Genomic DNA, 15,790 nt, shown 5'->3' on the forward strand with positions numbered 1-15,790 from the left:
GAAGATATGTATCAAACATGGAATATTTCATATCTATTTCGATATGAGTATTCCTCTCTGAGATTGATACAGTTATTTTTTTTGAATTATTTTAAATGATTGAAAGTTAATGGTTATTTTTATTTTGTTTAACGTTGATCAAAAAACTGGCATAGCAATTGCAAAACAGTTACAGAGTTCATCAATTTAGCAAAATAAAGAAACATCGAAGGATGGGGGAGAGCCAGATGAAATTCAAAATCAAGACTTTAGCTTTAGGTGTACTATCAACTGCGTCTACATTGGTGATGGCAGAAGAAAATACAACATTATCGAAATTGGGTTTAAGTTTTTCAGGGAATGCCGCAGTGACGACTGACTATCGTTTTCGTGGTATGACACAAACTCAATCTGACCCAGCCGTACAAGGCAGTTTTACCTTGGCGCATAATTCAGGTTTATATTTCAGTGCATTTGCATCCAACGTTGATTTTGGGGTTGTAGGTGATCCAGATCCACATTTGGAGTTAGATCCATCTATTGGTTTTACTACACCGTTGAATATCTCTGAAAACTTTAAGCCGACCTTGGATATTGGGATAGTCGAATATAACTATCCAAGCGCTAGGGATGATTATAACTGGACAGAGGGGTATTTAAAGCTGACTTTTGCTGATGTCTTTGTCAAAGGCTCAAGCTTACTCACCAATGTTAACTATACTGATGACTGGGCAGATGTCGGCGGGAATAGCTGGAATTTCAATGTTGGCTATTCTGCACCATTTGGTGATACAGGTTTTGGTGGTGTTGCAAATGTGGGATATACCACAATGGATAAAAAAGCATTACCAGATGGTAAGGATGATTATGTAGATTGGAAAGTCGGTGTGAATTACGGCTTTAAATCTGTATCAGGTTTGACTGCTGAACTGGCAGCGATAGGAACCAATATCGATACTGATGGATTGCCAGGGGCAATCAAACGTGGTGTTGAAACAGGTGCTGTGTTTACCTTAACCAAAACGTTCTAATTGATTTTGATAAAAAGGCGGCTTTTGTCGCCTTTTTTACACTGTGTGATTGGTAGTTTTTAGAACAATCTGGCAAATCTTTTCTCTTAACCAGATATGGGCATTGTCTTTATGCATAGATGAGTCCCATATCATGGCAATGTTAAATCCACCAATATCAAATGGTACAGGCAGTATTTCAAGATTTGTATTTTTCTGAACTAACATTGATGGTAATAAGGCGACAATATCGGTCGTTGAAACAAGATGTTTTAGAAGTAAGAAATTTGGAACTGAAATAGCAATATTCCGGCTAAGCCCATGTTTTTTCAAAATCTTGTCTACATCAGTACAAAAATGACTGGCATCAAGTGAGACGATTCCAAAGTTGAGTGCACTAAATTGTTCGAGAGTATTAAGCCTTTTTATATTTTCCAAAAATGGATGTTGTGTATTTGCGACTAAAACGTATTTTTCCTGAAATAGAAATTGATAGCGTAATTTTTCTGGTATTTCCTCATCGATGTGAAATGCCAGATCGATATCTTTATTTTGTAGCTGCTGCTTTATATTTTTAGGCGTGAGGTGATGAATCCTGAGTGTGATTTTCGGGAAATGAATGTTTAGTTCCTGAACCAGATTTTGAATTACAAAGAATGCTACATAATCTGATATAGCAATATTCCAGGTAATTTCAACATCTTCGGGATTAAATTTTTCATTAAGATTGATTGCGTTTTCTAGACTGAGTAGTGCTGTTGCCAGAGGTTCTTGAACCTGCATTGCCAAGGCAGTTAAACGCATGCTTTTGGCATCATTAATGAGTAATGGATCGTTAAAAGCTTCTCTTAGTTTAGCCAGTTGGACACTAACCGAGGGCTGGGAAAGGTTTAATTTGTCAGCAGTTTTTGAAACACTTTGTAGTTCTAACAAAAGATTTAGAGTTTTTAATAAGTTGAGATCAAGCGTTTTAAAATTAATCATGACTATATTAAATATAAAAACAATTAATTTAATTAATACATAGGTGGTGGCTATGCTTCTAGTACTGAATCGTAAGGATCAACCATACTATGAAATATTTATTGGTTTATGCTCATCCTGAGCCAAGTTCTTTAAATGGATCGATTAAGGACTTTATTCTGCAAGAGCTACAGCATCAGGGGCATCAAGTTCTGGTTTCTGATTTGTATGCAATGAACTGGCAAGCAACTTTACAAGCTACAGACTGTTTGGGTAAAGATGTAGAGGAACCGTTTGACATCGCCCGAGATACCCTGAAAGCTTTTCAAAATGCTACACAAAGTCCGGATATTCAGGCTGAACAAGAAAAATTGATGTGGGCTGATGCTGTTCTGTTTCAATTTCCCCTGTGGTGGTTTTCCATGCCCGCAATTTTAAAAGGCTGGTTTGATCGGGTGTATACCAATGGTTTTGCCTATGGGGTAGGCGAGCATAATGATCTACATTGGGGGGATCGTTATGGTGAAGGAGTTTTTGCAGGAAAAAGGGCAATGTTATTGGTGAGTGCAGGGGGATGGGAGGAGCATTATTCTGAACGTGGTGTGAATGGAGCAATGACTGACTTATTATTTCCAATTACACATGGCACATTATTTTATGCAGGATTTGAGGTATTGCCATCGTTTATCATTTATAAAACACATAAAGTCAATGCGGAAAGATTTACCAAGATTAAAGCTGAATTAGCTGAGCGTCTTCAGAATATATTTATTGATCAGGCAATTCCATACCGACCACAAAATGCGGGTGATTATGAGATTCCTGGCTTGATTTTAAAAAAAGATAAAGCCGCAGATCAGACTGGATTAGCTATACATCAATTAAATCCAGTGAGAAGACAATAATACAAAGAGTCTTCCGCATTGGAAGGCTCTTTGTATATTATTTTCTAAAGTTATTGTCCCCTATAAGACAAGGCTTCTGATAAATGGCTACCTTGAATCACATCACTTTGTCCTAAATCAGCGATTGTCCGGGCAACGCGGAGTACCCGATGATAGGCTCTGGCTGATAAATTTAAACGTTGCTGAGCGATTTCAATCATGTTTCTGGAAGCATGATCTAATTGTGCAAATTGTTCTAACTGTTTTGGTGAGAGTGCCTGATTCAAGCAATTTTGTCTATTCATTTGCACATCATAAGCTTGAATAACTCGCTGGCGTATTGTCTCAGAGTTTTCAACTGGCGTTTCATCTTGCAATTCCTGTGCTTTTAGTGGTGGTACATCAATATGTAAGTCGATCCTATCTAATAATGGTCCAGAAATTCTGTTTTGATAGCGTTTGATTGCATCTGGAGAGCATTGGCATCGGCTATCCTGATTAAAAGCATAACCACAAGGACATGGATTCATTGCTGCGATGAGCTGAAAGTTTGCTGGGAAAGTGATTTGCCTGGATGCTCTAGAGATAACGATTTCTTTAGATTCCAATGGCTGTCTTAAGACTTCCAGAACTTTACGATCAAACTCGGGGAGTTCGTCCAAAAACAATACCCCCAAATGTGCTAACGTAATTTCACCCGGTTTTGGATGAGAGCCACCACCTACAAGTGCTATCGCTGATGCTGTATGGTGTGGGGAGCGAAAAGGACGTTGTCCATAATGGTGAGGAGTATTGGCTATAGAGTAAATACTTGCAACTTCTAAACTTTCTTCAGCATTGAGTGTAGGTAAAATACTCGGTAGGCGAGAAGCCAACAAGGTTTTCCCCGTCCCGGGAGGACCTTTAAATAAAATTGAGTGTCCACCTGCGGCAGCGATTTCTAGTGTTCTGCGAGGTCGAAGCTGACCTTTGATATCTGCCAGATCATATTTATATTGTTGGTGAATATGAGAATGGTCAGTTTGGGTTGCTGTGATGACATTTGATTGGATAAAGTGATCACAGACCTGTTTTAAATGACTTGCTGCATAGACCTGAAAATCAGGAAGCTGGGCTGCTTCTTGGGCATTATCAATAGCCAGCATCAATTTATGCCCTGCAAATTGGCATGCCATGGCAATTGTCAGTGTTCCTGTAACGCCGCGTAAATGACCATCTAAAGCTAATTCACCAATGAATTCAAAATCATCAGTTACATTTTCAGGGAGTTGCCCAGTTGCAATTAAAATACCCAGTGCAATAGGTAGATCTAAACGTGATCCATCTTTGGGCAAATCGGCAGGAGCGAGATTGATCGTGAGGCGTTTAGTTGGAAATTGAAAACCACTATTGATAATAGCAGAACGGACACGATCTTTACTTTCCCGAACTGCGGCTTCTGGTAATCCGACAATCGTCAGAGATGGAAGTCCTTGACTAACATGAACTTCCACTTCTATTAAAGGAGCATGTAGTCCCAATAATCCCCGTGTATAAATTTTTGCAAAAGACATAATAATATCCAGAACTGCTTTATTTTTAATCGTTATTTTTTATTTTTGCACAAAAATGGTGTGATTTTACTTTTGAATGAGTTCTTCTAAAGTCTGAATCTGGTGCTGAAGTTCTCTTAAGCGTAGATTTGCACTATTTAAAGCCGTTTTTTGGCGTTCCAGTTCCTCACGGGAAACTAAGTCCATTTTTGTGACAGCTTCATTTAACAAGGCACGAAGGTTGTGTTCCAAATCTTTTTTCGGTTGATCGACTTGTTCTAAGATAGCTTGTATTAATGTTTCGAACATAACAAATCCCAAAAGTATTTTTCCTGAGCTAGTTTAGCACTGCTTCAGTCAAGCCCATAGCATTAAGCAAACGAAAGGCACAGATTTTATAAGCAAAATTATAAAACACTTGAAAAAATATATACCTTTTTAAAGCTTGAGTGTCTTTTTGTCGTATAAAATAGGTTATAAAGACAGCTCGTACCTTAGCTTTTAAACATCCCCAACCGTTTAAGAGTTTTGGCACGATTTTTGAACATATAACCTTACTGGTGCAACAAGCCGAAGGAAAAGAACATGAAGCTAGTAACTGCAATTGTAAAACCATTCAAATTGGATGATGTACGTGAATCTCTTTCTGAAATTGGTGTTCAAGGGATCACTGTAACAGAAGTTAAAGGGTTTGGTCGTCAAAAAGGCCATACTGAACTTTATCGTGGCGCAGAGTATGTTGTTGATTTTTTGCCAAAAGTTAAAATTGAAATCGCAATTAGTGATGAATTGGTGGACTCAGTGATTGAATCAATTACTCGTGTTGCAAGCACTGGGAAAATTGGTGATGGAAAAATCTTTGTGACTAATCTTGAACAAGTGATCCGTATTCGTACAGGTGAAACTGGTCCAGATGCTGTCTAAGTTGGCATAAAGTTTGCTGAGTAACAAATAACTCACAGAAAACTAGGTTGGGGGATACAATGAAAAAAATACTGCTTGCGCTCAGCCTGTCTGGCGCGCTACTTGGTGGATCGGCTGCATGGGCTGAAGAAACTGTAACGACTACTGCTACATCGAGTGTGACAGCAGAGAGCACAACAACTGCAGCAAGTGTTGCACCAACTGAAGCTGCATCAGTAGAGGCTGCTACAGCACCTGAGGCTGAGCCAAAGTTGGATACTGGCGATACAGCATGGATCTTAACGTCTACAGCACTTGTTTTGTTAATGACGATTCCTGGTCTTGCATTGTTCTACGGTGGTATGGTTCGCAAGAAAAATGTTCTTGCAACGATGGCACATAGTTTGTCGGCAGCAGCAATTGTAAGTGTTGTCTGGGTTGTGGTGGGTTATTCACTTGCCTTCAGTTCAGGGAATGCTTTCATTGGTGACTTGGACAAGGCTATGCTGTCAGGTATAACTACTGATGTGCTCAGTGGCACAATTCCTGAAATTCTTTTTGTTATTTTCCAAATGACTTTTGCCATCATCACAGTTGCCATTATTAGTGGTTCTGTGGCTGACCGTATGAAGTTTAGCGCATGGATTGCTTTCATTACTGTTTGGGTGATTATTGTTTATGCTCCAATTGCACACTGGGTATGGGGTGGTGGTTGGTTAATGAATGATGGTGCACTTGATTTTGCTGGTGGTACAGTTGTTCATATAAACTCTGGTGTAGCAGGTTTAATTGCAGCGTATATGCTAGGCAAGCGTATGGGCTTAGGGCGTGAATCAATGGCGCCACATAATTTGACTTTAACGGTTCTTGGTGCAAGTTTAGTATGGGTAGGCTGGTTCGGATTTAATGGTGGTTCTGCTCTAGGTGCAAATGGTTCAGCAGGTTATGCTTTGGTTACGACTCAAGTTGCAGCTGCAGTAGCCGCAATTGCGTGGTTAGCTGCTGAAAAAGTTGTACGTGGTAAAGCTTCTGTTTTAGGTGGTGCATCAGGTGCAATTGCTGGCTTGGTTGTTATTACTCCAGCGGCTGGTTTTGTAACTGTTGGCGGTGCACTGGCAATGGGGCTGATCGGTGGCATAGTTTGTTTCTGGGGAACAACAGGACTTAAGCGTCTTCTTAAAGCAGATGATTCTTTGGATGCTTTTGGATTACATGCCGTAGGTGGTATCGCAGGTGCAATTTTAACAGCAGTCTTTGCAAGCTCATTTATTATGGGCGATAAAGCACCTGTTAGCGTTGCCCACCAACTTTGGGTACAAGTAGAAGGTGTTCTTGCAACAATCGCTTATTCAGCAGTGGTAACCTTTATTATCCTGAAAGTTATTGATGTGATTATTGGTATCCGTGTTGATAAAGACGATGAGCGTATGGGACTTGATTTAAGTCAACATGGCGAAAGAATCGAATAAAATTACAATAAAACAATCAATATATTGTGTAAAACAGCTCAAAAGAGCTGTTTTTTTTCTATATATAGATCTATAGCTCAACAAAATTCAGAAATTTTGCTACACTAATTCAAATTTTATCTTGTTCAATTAAACCGCTATGCACTGTCCATTTTGCAACGCCGCAGATAGTAAAGTGATTGACTCGCGTTTGGCAGCTGAGGGTTGTCAAATCCGTCGACGCCGTGAATGTATCAGTTGCGGAGAACGTTTTACAACATTTGAAAGCTATGAAGTGGTGATGCCACGCGTGATTAAATCTGATGGCAAAAATGAGCCATTTGATGAAGCGAAATTACGCCGTTCCTTGATGCATGCATTACAAAAACGACCTGTGACACAAGAACAAATCGAAACTGTACTCAGTGATATCCAGTTACAGATTCGTCGTTTGGGTGAACGTGATGTGCGTTCGCGTACTATCGGTGAAATTGTCATGAAAGCTTTATTTGCATTAGATCATGTGGCATATGTCCGTTTTGCATCTGTTTATCAGGACTTTCAGGATGTTGAAGCATTTCGTCGTCAGATTGAGCAAATGCAGAATAATGGTCAAACACATTAATATTTATTTAGGATCACAATGTCTGAGTTAAATCAGGATCAATATCTCCAGGATCAGCAATGGATGTTAAAAGCGATTGAGCTTGCCAGACTTGGTCAATATTCTACACGACCAAATCCAAATGTAGGCTGTATCTTGGTGAAAGATGGTCAATTGGTCGGTCATGGCTTTCATCCTAGAGCAGGTCAGCCACATGCTGAAGTTTTTGCTATGCGTGAGGCTGGTGAAAAAGCGCAAAGAGCAACTGCTTATGTAACTTTGGAGCCTTGTGCACATTATGGTCGGACACCACCGTGTGCTAAAGGTTTGGTAGAAGCAGGGGTTGCTCGAGTTGTAATTGCCTGTTCTGATCCAAATCCATTGGTGGCAGGTAAAGGTGTACAGATTTTGCAAGACGCCAATATTCAGGTTGACGTTGGTATTTGTGAGCAGGTTGCCAAAGATTTAAATAAAGGTTTTTTAAAGGCTATGGCGACAGGTATGCCATATGTGCGCTTAAAGGTTGCATCTAGTCTGGATGGACGAACAGCAATGGCTTCTGGTGAGTCTAAATGGATCACTGGCAGTATTGCGCGTCAGGATGTACAACACTGGCGAGCAATTTCTGGTGCTGTTATTACTGGTATTCAAACTGTTTTGGCAGATGATCCTGAACTTAATGTACGCCATCTTCAAGATATTGATTTGACTACTATTGTACAGCCAAAACGGATCATTTTAGATCGACAGGGTCGTTTGCCATTAACAGCCAAGATTTTAAAAAATCCTGAAACTGTAATGGTCATGGGGCCGTTTCGCCAAGAAATTGCTGATCTGGGCGTGATACAATTAACTATCCAACCTTTAAAAGAGTTGCTCCAAACTTTGTCTAAACAACATCAGGTTTATGATGTGATGGTTGAAGCTGGTGCAACACTATCAACTGCCTTTTTACAGGAAGGTTTGGTTGATGAGGTGATTAGTTATGTCGCACCGACATTTTTGGGTCAATCAGCACGTGCAATGTTCAATTCAGCATTTGACACAATGGCTGAACAGCTTCGCTTTAAGACGATTGAAGTTACTCAACTTGGGGATGATATTCGCTTAAATCTCATTCCTTCACAAGAGACATTATGAATTCAGAGGCATCGGTTTATCACAAGCGTCGTCATGCTGCACGTACAACGGATGAGTACCTTTTTCATCAGCTTGTTCCTTATTTGGGAAATAAGCGTCGATTACTCCATCTGATTCTGGAAGCGCTGGAAAATACGGGAACTTTACATTCAGGTCGTAAGCGTTCTCCAATTTTTGCAGATTTTTTTGCTGGTAGTGGTGTTGTATCACGTTTAGCTCGTCAAAATGGTTATCGTGTTATAGCAAATGACTGGGAACCATATAGTCATGCCTTGAACCATGCTATTTTGGCATGTACAGATGCACCTGCATTTAAAGAGTTAGGTGGCTATCAAAAAGCCATTGATTATTTAAACCGTTTACCAGAAGTAAAAGGATGGGTGACACATAATTTATGTCCCCGGAACGATGAGATTTATGATCCGAGTCGAGATAGACTGTTCTTTAAACGTCGTAACGGGATGCGTATTGATGCCATTCGTCAGCAAATAGCAACCTGGCAGGCTCAGGGTGCGATTGATGATGTGGAAATGAGTGCCTTGTTGGCTCCGCTTTTGTATTCTGCCAGTTTTGTGAGTAATACCAGTGGTGTTTTTAAAAGTTTCCACCATGGTTGGGGTGGAAAAACTCAAACAGCGTTGGAACGAATTGAATCATTATTATGGTTAACCCCAAGCCGTTTTTGTGAAACAGGTGACAAGCATCCTATGGCAGAAATGTGGTGTGTTGATGCTCAGCATTTGGCAAACCAGATGAGTGGTTTTGAAGTGGATGTCGCTTATTTGGATCCACCTTATAATCAGCATGCTTATAGTAGTAATTATCATGTTTTGAACTCACTTACACTTTGGGATCAGGTCGATTTGCCAACACCAGATACCAAGGGCTATAAGAGTGGAATCGATAGAGCATGGCGTAAAGAGCGACCAAGTCCTTATAATTCATCGAAGTATGCACAAGAAGCATATGAATCACTTCTGGCAACGATTAATGCACGTTATATCCTGACCAGTTATTCGACTGATGGAAATATCGAAGCCAAAGATCTGCTTAAAGCCAATTTAGAGCGTGGCAAAGTAACCTTATTGACTCAGGATGTACCACGTTATCGGGTAAGTAAACAGCGTCAGTCAGAAAGAGCCCGTGTACTTGAGTTTATTGTGATTACAGATACACATGCCAAGAAGGGGCCAACACTAAGACAATTATTAGGACAGCTTTATCATTTTGCCGAGTTGGGTGGTGTTGATACTTCTGGTGTCAGTACCCAATTAGACTTGTGGTAAAACTATAAGAGATGAAAATATGTTTACAGGTATCGTTGAAAGTTTAGGTAAAGTCGATAGCTTACAAAGTATTGGTGGAGATGTACGCTTACGTATTTCTACCGATTTAGATATGTCTGATGTGCATTTGGGTGATTCGATTGCAACGAATGGTATCTGTCTGACAGTGATAGAGTGGGGCGAAAACTGGTATGCAGCAGATGTTTCTAGAGAGAGTCTGAATCGTTCCACGCTCGGAAGCTGGAAAGTTGGACAAGCGGTCAATGTTGAAAAGGCAATGTTACCAACAACTCGTTTTGGTGGACATATTGTCAGTGGGCATGTTGATGCTGTTGGTGAAATCACAGCCGTTCGTGCTGATGCAAGATCTCTTTATTTTGAGGTAACTGCACCTGTAGAAATCGCAAAATATCTGGCAGAAAAAGGTTCAATTACGGTAGATGGAATTAGTTTAACGATTAACCACTTACGTGGGAATATATTGAGCTTGAATCTCATCCCCCATACTGCTGAGCGTACTAATATTGGAACTTGGAAGTTGGGAAGTAAAGTCAATCTGGAAGTCGATGTACTGGCACGGTATATTGAACGTTTATTATTAGGTGATAAAGCTACTGAACAAAATGCCGAGTCGAAAATCAGTATGGCATTTTTAGCAGAGAACGGCTTTTTGAAATAATCAAGTTTGATGTTATAGCAATAAAAAAAGCCCATTTGGGCTTTTTTTATCGTCAGTTTTCTAATTTTTAATGACTGTAATAGATGGTACGTTAAGCCAAGGTTGTATCGTTTGTGGAATATCTATTGAGAAGTGCCCTTTTTCAGATTCACGTGAAAGAAATACAGAGATAGCTTGAAAATCGCCACGACTAATTAATAATTCTTGCGCGGTAACAGTCCATTTCTCGCCCGAATTGAGTGTAGCAATTCGTTTGGAAATATTATTCAACATGTTCATTTTATTGATATCCTGATCAACTTGAAATACAGGTATGGCTTATCAAAGTATGATAAGCAACATGACCATCATGTGACATTAATATTTCATTTTGATGACATTGATATTTTAATGCTAAATATCAATAGCTAAATTATTTCTTATCTATATGTGAAGAAATTTTTGTGAGTAGAGAGTCAATCTCTTCTTGCGTTGCACTTTGCAGTTTTTCACGGAATGTTGAAACAGCCTGCTCAATAATTTCTTCAAACTCTAGTTCAAGCATGATTTTAATATTTTCCAGTTCATTTTGAATTTGCGGTTTAGATTCAGAATGAATAGAAGTTATTGCTATCTCACCCAATACTGGATTTTTAGTATATTGAGAGGTGTATTGCTCAATTTCTAAATCAATATTTTGACGAATAGCCATTAATGCTTCTGTTTGAGCTTGATACTGATGAGCTTCATCAATTTGCAGTTGTTTGTTGTATTCAGTCTGTTTAGCACGTTTTTCAGCTAAAGCCGTTTCAAGTGCCAGTTGCTTGCGAACACGTGCTTCTTCAATCAGTTGAGCTTTTAAGTCCGCATAAGCTTGTTCGACTTTTAGCCCTGCTACTTGCATTGACCGCTGATCATATTCTATCCAAGCACGGATATCTTGAGTTTTATGATCAAATAGTTCAGTAATGCGGGTTAGGTCATCTATAAAAGCTTGACGAACAGCTTCAGGCGCATCGAGCCAACGCTTTTTAAAATCTTGACCTACATTTAATGCCACCACGCATCTCCTAAAATCTTGTGTTAAATCAGGTATATTTATAATTTAAATGTTCGCGGCTCAACCCCTAATCGACGGTATGATTTAAACTTTTCCCGTCCGATGATTTTGGCTGCTTCTTCATTTTCAATAATTTCAATAATGTGACTAAAAAAGTTAATTTGTTCAAGTGCCTGATTGTTAAAATTAAATACAATTCGTTCTGCATCAGTTGGTAAATGTCCTGCAATACAGATCGGCGCTTGGACTTGATTAATCCCATGTGCATAAAAACTGCTTTTGTCAAAAGTCCACAATAAGTCATCTAGCTCTTTTTGCAGATTTTCATCTGGGCTATACAACCAGATTTTTTTATTTTGCAGCAAGAGCTTACGGCATAAACGGCAAGCACTATCCACTTGCCGTTCAGGGCTTTTTTCAAAAAGATAAAAGCTGATTTTAGCCATTTGTTTTTACACGGTTTGCAATAAATTGCATTAACAATGGAACAGGACGACCTGTTGCCCCTTTTCCAGCACCAGAAATCCAAGCTGTTCCAGCGATATCCAAATGTGCCCAACGATATTCACGAGTAAAACGTTGTAAGAAACATGCAGCAGTTACAGAACCAGCCTGAGGACCAGCATTACCAATATTACCAATGTCAGCAAATGGTGAGTCTAGTAGCTCCTGATAATCATCTGTTACAGGTAAACGCCATACGCGGTCAAAACTTTGTTCACCAGCCTGGTTAATTTCACTCGCCAGCTCATCATCTGGGGTGAATAGTCCACTTAAGACCTTACCAAGCGCAACAATACACGCCCCTGTTAAAGTTGCAATATCAATAACAACTGCAGGATTGAATCGTTTTACATACGTCAATGTATCACAAAGAACCAGACGACCTTCTGCATCGGTATTCAGGATTTCAACTGTTTGACCACTCATGGTCGTTACAATATCGCCTGGACGGGTTGCATGACCTGAAGGCATGTTTTCTGCTGCAGCAATTGCACCTACGACATGAATTGGCAGTTTAGCTTCACAAAGTGCGCGGATTGTGCCAAATACAGACGCTGCGCCGCACATATCAAACTTCATTTCGTCCATACCTGGACCAGGTTTAAGTGAAATACCACCTGTATCAAATGTGATGCCTTTTCCGACCAAGACAATTGGAGCCTGATCGGCATTTACATTATATTCCAGTGTAATGATACGTCCTGGACGTTCTGAACCTTTTGCTACCGCTAAAAATGCATTCATGCCAAGTTCAGAAATTTGTTGTTCTTCAAGTATAGTTACTTTAAGAAGGTCAGGGAATTCTGCTGCAAGTGCTTTTGCCTGTTCAGCCAAATATTCAGGGAAGCATATATTTGCAGGACAATTACCCAAGTCACGTGTGAAATTTTGACCTCTTTGAACAGCTCCGATAAATGTCAGTTGTTCATCAGTTAAACTTGATTGAGATGCAATTAAATCAATTTGTTCAAGTATGAATTCGTTTTTCTTTGATTTAAATTCATCATAGCCATAAGCAGCCTGAGTTAAACTTAAAGCAAATAAATAATGCAGTTCAGCCGGAATTGCTGAAATATCAATACTGATATGTTTGAATTTCTTTTGTACAGATTTAATAATATTTTGAGAGATTTTTGCTAATTTAGCAGGTTTTAGTTCTGCGGCTTTATCTAAACCAATCAGCGCACTATTAGAGTGAACTGGAACATTGCCAAGCAAATTCAGGGTTTCATTTAAACCTGCTTTAAACTGGGTCGCCTCGATCAGTTGTTCTAGGTCTTTGATATTATAGACAGTTGATGCATTTTGAATATTTTCTGAATCAACGAATACCAACAAATTTTGACTAGACGTATTCTCTTGAAATGACGTATTAATAGTAAGTTTCATATACTCTTTTCGTGCCTATCCGATGTTTTCAATTCATTAAACCATTGAACCACTTCCAGTGATAGAATTTCAATGTGCTAAAGCGTATAGGTTTTATATTTTTTTCATTCGGGTAAACTATAAAGCCATCGATTGTTAGATAAATAGTTCTTGCAATCGATATTTTTAAATATCCATCCCGAATTAAGCCTTTTGGAAGATTAACTTTGATTATACGGCGTTATCTAGTTAAGCAAGTCGTGTCAACATCTTTGGTTGTGGTCAGTATATTGACACTCATTGTGCTTGGCGCTCGGCTGATCAAATACTTTGGTGTTGCCGCTCAAGGACGTTTAGATGTAGGTGTTCTGTTTAGTATTATCGGATACCGGTTACCTGAATTTCTCATCCTGCTTTTACCATTGAGTTTTTTTATCGGGTTAATGCTGGTTTTTGGTCGCTTATATGTCGATCATGAAATGTCAGTATTAAATAGTAGTGGTGTAAGTAAACATCAACTAGCCAGATTACTCGCACCGATGGCAACGGTCTTTATGATCATTCAAATGGTATTGATGGTATGGGTTTCTCCATGGGGGCTTCGTGAGTTCAACAAGCTAACTTCGGTACAGGCTGTACGTACGGGATTTGACTTGGTTCGACCCAAAGAATTTATTTCATCAGGTGCTTATACCATTTACGCAGGCTCATTGTCTGAAGATCGCAAAAACCTGAAAGATGTTTTTGTATATATCCGCTCTGATAAAGAAGGTAAAGCGGATCAGATGATCGTGGCAAAAGAAGCAACCCGTGTAGAAATGTCAAATGATACGGCCAGTGTTGTAGATTTGGCTCAAGGTCGCCGCTACGAAATTTATCCAGATACAGCGAAATATTCTCAGGCAGAATTCCAGACGTGGCGTTTACGGATAGAAAACAATAAAGAAGCCAAATATGATGCTGACGATGTAGAGGCATTACCTATTTCCCAATTATGGCAATCACGTGAAAATAGTGTGATCCAGAGCGAGTTGGGATGGCGTATTTTCGTACCTTTTTCTATGTTTGTGGCAATTGCTTTGGCAGTCGCTCTGTCTGAAGTAACACCTCGACAAGGCAGATATTTAAAACTCTTCCCTGCATTGATGATTTTTGCCAGCATGATTGTTCTTTTAATCGCTGTCAAAACCCGTATTAGTAGAGGAGAGCTGGGTATCTGGGTATATCCAGTTGTGTTGTTCCTTTACTTGTTAGCAGGTGCTCTTTTCTCCAGAAAGCAAAAACTTGCACCTAAAATCAAGAATCAGATCAAGCGAGTGAGGTCATAATGTTAGCTCAATCCATATTAGCCAAACATGTGACAAAAACCACAGCATTAATGATGTTGGGGACACTGATCGTTCTGGCATTCCTCTTTATTCTCTTTTCTTATATTGGAGAGTTGAGTGATATTAAAAAAGGTTATAGTGCTTGGGATGCCTTTAAATATGTATTATGGGATTCTCCGCATAATATCAATCGAATTTTCCCTATCGCTGCATTAATAGGAGCTGTTTTGGGCTTAGGCTCACTTGCATCAAATAGTGAGCTGATTGTGATGCGGGCATCTGGTGTTAGTCTGTGGAAAATAGTCGGTTGGGTCATGCGTCCTGCACTACTTTTAGTGGTGATGTCTCTAGCTGTTACTCAGTGGGTTATTCCTTATACGAGTGAAAAGGCAAAAAGTGTTAAGAGTCAAAAAAGTGTTGCAGCGTTAGGCGAAGTCCGTGGTTACTGGTCACGTGAAGGGCAACGATTTATCTATATCGACTACGCCAATTCGAGTGGTAATTTAAATCGGGTACAAGTTTCTGATTTTGATGAAAACTATCGGCTACAGTCTGTGATTCATGCAGAGCAAGGCAAGTTTGTTAAAAATGGTGAATGGACACTAGAAAATACTCAACAACTGAGTATTTCAACGAATGGTAACTCCCTGTTTAAAGATGTCCCGCAACAGGATTTGCCTTTAGCATTGCAACCAAAATTTGTGCATATGGTGACACTGGATCCAGAAGATCTTGCCCCAAGTGAATTGGTTAGTTTTATGCAATATATGCATAAATACAGTCAAGTACCTAAGACTTATCAATTGGCTTTCTGGAAAAAAGTTGGCTCACCTTTTTCTCTATTGGCTTTAACCTTGATTGCCTGTTCATTTATTTTTGGTCCTTTACGTCAACAATCAATGGGTTTTAGATTGGTGATTGCATTGTTTGTCGGATTAACGATTTATTATTTGCAAGACTTTTTAGGGTATGCGAGTCTGGTCTATGCACCTTCACCTGCATGGTTTGTCTTTATTCCGATTGCATTGATGTTTCTGGCTGGAAGCTATTTGATTTATAGAGCAAGATAAAATTGAATATGAGGGGCGAGATCGCCCCTCATATTTATTTAAAAATATGATGA

The 15,790-nt window shown here is 39.4% G+C and carries 17 protein-coding genes; 10 read left to right on the plus strand and 7 right to left on the minus strand.

Features of this window, described 5'->3' with window-relative positions; translation table 11 throughout:
* The first annotated feature begins 227 nt into the window (after nucleotides 1–227).
* Nucleotides 228–1,010, plus strand: coding sequence for a TorF family putative porin (locus tag KPC_RS10045; RefSeq protein WP_121974242.1), 783 nt, complete (start codon nucleotides 228–230; stop codon nucleotides 1,008–1,010).
* Between the two features lie 36 nt (nucleotides 1,011–1,046).
* On the opposite strand, the gene KPC_RS10050 is transcribed toward KPC_RS10045, so the two are convergent.
* Nucleotides 1,047–1,973 (minus strand): LysR family transcriptional regulator, encoded by a 927-nt coding sequence (locus tag KPC_RS10050; RefSeq protein WP_121974243.1) that lies wholly within the window; start codon nucleotides 1,971–1,973, stop codon nucleotides 1,047–1,049.
* Between the two features lie 89 nt (nucleotides 1,974–2,062).
* Here KPC_RS10050 and KPC_RS10055 point away from each other — a divergent pair, with 89 nt between their 5' ends.
* Nucleotides 2,063–2,857, plus strand: a complete 795-nt coding sequence (locus KPC_RS10055; RefSeq protein ID WP_121974244.1) for an NAD(P)H-dependent oxidoreductase — start codon at nucleotides 2,063–2,065, stop codon at nucleotides 2,855–2,857.
* Nucleotides 2,858–2,907: 50 nt separating this feature from the next.
* On the opposite strand, the gene KPC_RS10060 is transcribed toward KPC_RS10055, so the two are convergent.
* On the minus strand, nucleotides 2,908–4,389 hold the full coding sequence (locus tag KPC_RS10060) for a YifB family Mg chelatase-like AAA ATPase (protein ID WP_121974245.1): 1,482 nt from the start codon (nucleotides 4,387–4,389) through the stop codon (nucleotides 2,908–2,910).
* 66 nt (nucleotides 4,390–4,455) lie between these two features.
* Nucleotides 4,456–4,677, minus strand: coding sequence for an accessory factor UbiK family protein (locus tag KPC_RS10065; RefSeq protein WP_121974246.1), 222 nt, complete (start codon nucleotides 4,675–4,677; stop codon nucleotides 4,456–4,458).
* A 276-nt stretch (nucleotides 4,678–4,953) separates the two neighbouring features.
* On the opposite strand from KPC_RS10065, the gene glnK reads away from it, so the two are divergent.
* From glnK to KPC_RS10095, 6 genes are all read left to right on the plus strand, one after another.
* Entirely contained in the window at nucleotides 4,954–5,292 is a 339-nt protein-coding gene (gene glnK, locus KPC_RS10070; RefSeq protein WP_121974247.1) for a P-II family nitrogen regulator, read from the plus strand.
* 59 nt (nucleotides 5,293–5,351) lie between these two features.
* Complete coding sequence (locus KPC_RS10075; RefSeq protein ID WP_121974248.1) at nucleotides 5,352–6,740, plus strand: ammonium transporter; 1,389 nt, start codon at nucleotides 5,352–5,354, stop codon at nucleotides 6,738–6,740.
* 139 nt (nucleotides 6,741–6,879) lie between these two features.
* Nucleotides 6,880–7,344 (plus strand): transcriptional regulator NrdR, encoded by a 465-nt coding sequence (gene nrdR, locus KPC_RS10080; RefSeq protein ID WP_121974249.1) that lies wholly within the window; start codon nucleotides 6,880–6,882, stop codon nucleotides 7,342–7,344.
* An 18-nt stretch (nucleotides 7,345–7,362) separates the two neighbouring features.
* Nucleotides 7,363–8,463, plus strand: coding sequence for a bifunctional diaminohydroxyphosphoribosylaminopyrimidine deaminase/5-amino-6-(5-phosphoribosylamino)uracil reductase RibD (ribD, locus tag KPC_RS10085; RefSeq protein ID WP_121974250.1), 1,101 nt, complete (start codon nucleotides 7,363–7,365; stop codon nucleotides 8,461–8,463).
* On the plus strand, nucleotides 8,460–9,749 hold the full coding sequence (locus tag KPC_RS10090; protein WP_121974251.1) for a DNA adenine methylase: 1,290 nt from the start codon (nucleotides 8,460–8,462) through the stop codon (nucleotides 9,747–9,749). Before ribD ends, KPC_RS10090 begins: the two co-directional genes overlap by 4 nt.
* Nucleotides 9,750–9,768: 19 nt before the next feature.
* Nucleotides 9,769–10,428, plus strand: a complete 660-nt coding sequence (locus tag KPC_RS10095) for a riboflavin synthase (RefSeq protein ID WP_121974252.1) — start codon at nucleotides 9,769–9,771, stop codon at nucleotides 10,426–10,428.
* A gap of 60 nt (nucleotides 10,429–10,488) precedes the next feature.
* Here KPC_RS10095 and KPC_RS10100 read toward each other — a convergent pair whose 3' ends face one another.
* The 4 genes from KPC_RS10100 to KPC_RS10115 form a co-directional block, all read right to left on the minus strand.
* Entirely contained in the window at nucleotides 10,489–10,707 is a 219-nt protein-coding gene (locus KPC_RS10100; protein ID WP_121974253.1) for a hypothetical protein, read from the minus strand.
* A 133-nt stretch (nucleotides 10,708–10,840) separates the two neighbouring features.
* Nucleotides 10,841–11,470 (minus strand): hypothetical protein, encoded by a 630-nt coding sequence (locus KPC_RS10105; RefSeq protein WP_171334463.1) that lies wholly within the window; start codon nucleotides 11,468–11,470, stop codon nucleotides 10,841–10,843.
* Nucleotides 11,471–11,505: 35 nt separating this feature from the next.
* Nucleotides 11,506–11,913 carry a DNA polymerase III subunit chi gene (locus KPC_RS10110; RefSeq protein ID WP_121974255.1) on the minus strand — a complete coding sequence of 136 codons (408 nt, stop codon included), beginning with the start codon at nucleotides 11,911–11,913 and terminating at the stop codon, nucleotides 11,506–11,508.
* A complete protein-coding gene (locus KPC_RS10115; RefSeq protein ID WP_121974256.1) occupies nucleotides 11,906–13,360 on the minus strand; it encodes a leucyl aminopeptidase in 1,455 nt (484 codons plus the stop codon). Before KPC_RS10115 ends, KPC_RS10110 begins: the two co-directional genes overlap by 8 nt.
* 206 nt (nucleotides 13,361–13,566) lie before the next feature.
* On the opposite strand from KPC_RS10115, the gene lptF reads away from it, so the two are divergent.
* Together lptF and lptG are read left to right on the plus strand one after the other, a co-directional pair.
* Nucleotides 13,567–14,667: an LPS export ABC transporter permease LptF gene (gene lptF / locus KPC_RS10120; RefSeq protein ID WP_121974257.1), complete on the plus strand. Its 1,101-nt coding sequence runs from the start codon at nucleotides 13,567–13,569 to the stop codon at nucleotides 14,665–14,667.
* The gene (gene lptG, locus KPC_RS10125) at nucleotides 14,667–15,737 is read left to right on the plus strand and encodes an LPS export ABC transporter permease LptG (RefSeq protein WP_121974258.1); all 1,071 of its coding nucleotides are present in this window, start codon (nucleotides 14,667–14,669) and stop codon (nucleotides 15,735–15,737) included. The genes lptF and lptG overlap by 1 nt, the downstream gene beginning before the upstream one ends.
* Nucleotides 15,738–15,790: the final 53 nt, after the last annotated feature.

This window comes from Acinetobacter stercoris (assembly GCF_900323515.1).
Lineage (GTDB): Bacteria > Pseudomonadota > Gammaproteobacteria > Pseudomonadales > Moraxellaceae > Acinetobacter > Acinetobacter stercoris.

Coding starts and splice junctions, on each gene's coding strand:
- KPC_RS10060 (WP_121974245.1), bottom strand. CDS start 4,389: ATGTCTTTTGCAAAAATTTATACACGGGGATTATTGGGACTACATGCT.
- lptG (WP_121974258.1), top strand. CDS start 14,667: ATGTTAGCTCAATCCATATTAGCCAAACATGTGACAAAAACCACAGCA.
- KPC_RS10045 (WP_121974242.1), top strand. CDS start 228: ATGAAATTCAAAATCAAGACTTTAGCTTTAGGTGTACTATCAACTGCG.
- KPC_RS10090 (WP_121974251.1), top strand. CDS start 8,460: ATGAATTCAGAGGCATCGGTTTATCACAAGCGTCGTCATGCTGCACGT.
- KPC_RS10115 (WP_121974256.1), bottom strand. CDS start 13,360: ATGAAACTTACTATTAATACGTCATTTCAAGAGAATACGTCTAGTCAA.
- KPC_RS10050 (WP_121974243.1), bottom strand. CDS start 1,973: ATGATTAATTTTAAAACGCTTGATCTCAACTTATTAAAAACTCTAAAT.
- KPC_RS10055 (WP_121974244.1), top strand. CDS start 2,063: ATGAAATATTTATTGGTTTATGCTCATCCTGAGCCAAGTTCTTTAAAT.
- KPC_RS10110 (WP_121974255.1), bottom strand. CDS start 11,913: ATGGCTAAAATCAGCTTTTATCTTTTTGAAAAAAGCCCTGAACGGCAA.
- nrdR (WP_121974249.1), top strand. CDS start 6,880: ATGCACTGTCCATTTTGCAACGCCGCAGATAGTAAAGTGATTGACTCG.
- KPC_RS10095 (WP_121974252.1), top strand. CDS start 9,769: ATGTTTACAGGTATCGTTGAAAGTTTAGGTAAAGTCGATAGCTTACAA.
- ribD (WP_121974250.1), top strand. CDS start 7,363: ATGTCTGAGTTAAATCAGGATCAATATCTCCAGGATCAGCAATGGATG.
- KPC_RS10075 (WP_121974248.1), top strand. CDS start 5,352: ATGAAAAAAATACTGCTTGCGCTCAGCCTGTCTGGCGCGCTACTTGGT.
- glnK (WP_121974247.1), top strand. CDS start 4,954: ATGAAGCTAGTAACTGCAATTGTAAAACCATTCAAATTGGATGATGTA.
- KPC_RS10100 (WP_121974253.1), bottom strand. CDS start 10,707: ATGAACATGTTGAATAATATTTCCAAACGAATTGCTACACTCAATTCG.
- KPC_RS10065 (WP_121974246.1), bottom strand. CDS start 4,677: ATGTTCGAAACATTAATACAAGCTATCTTAGAACAAGTCGATCAACCG.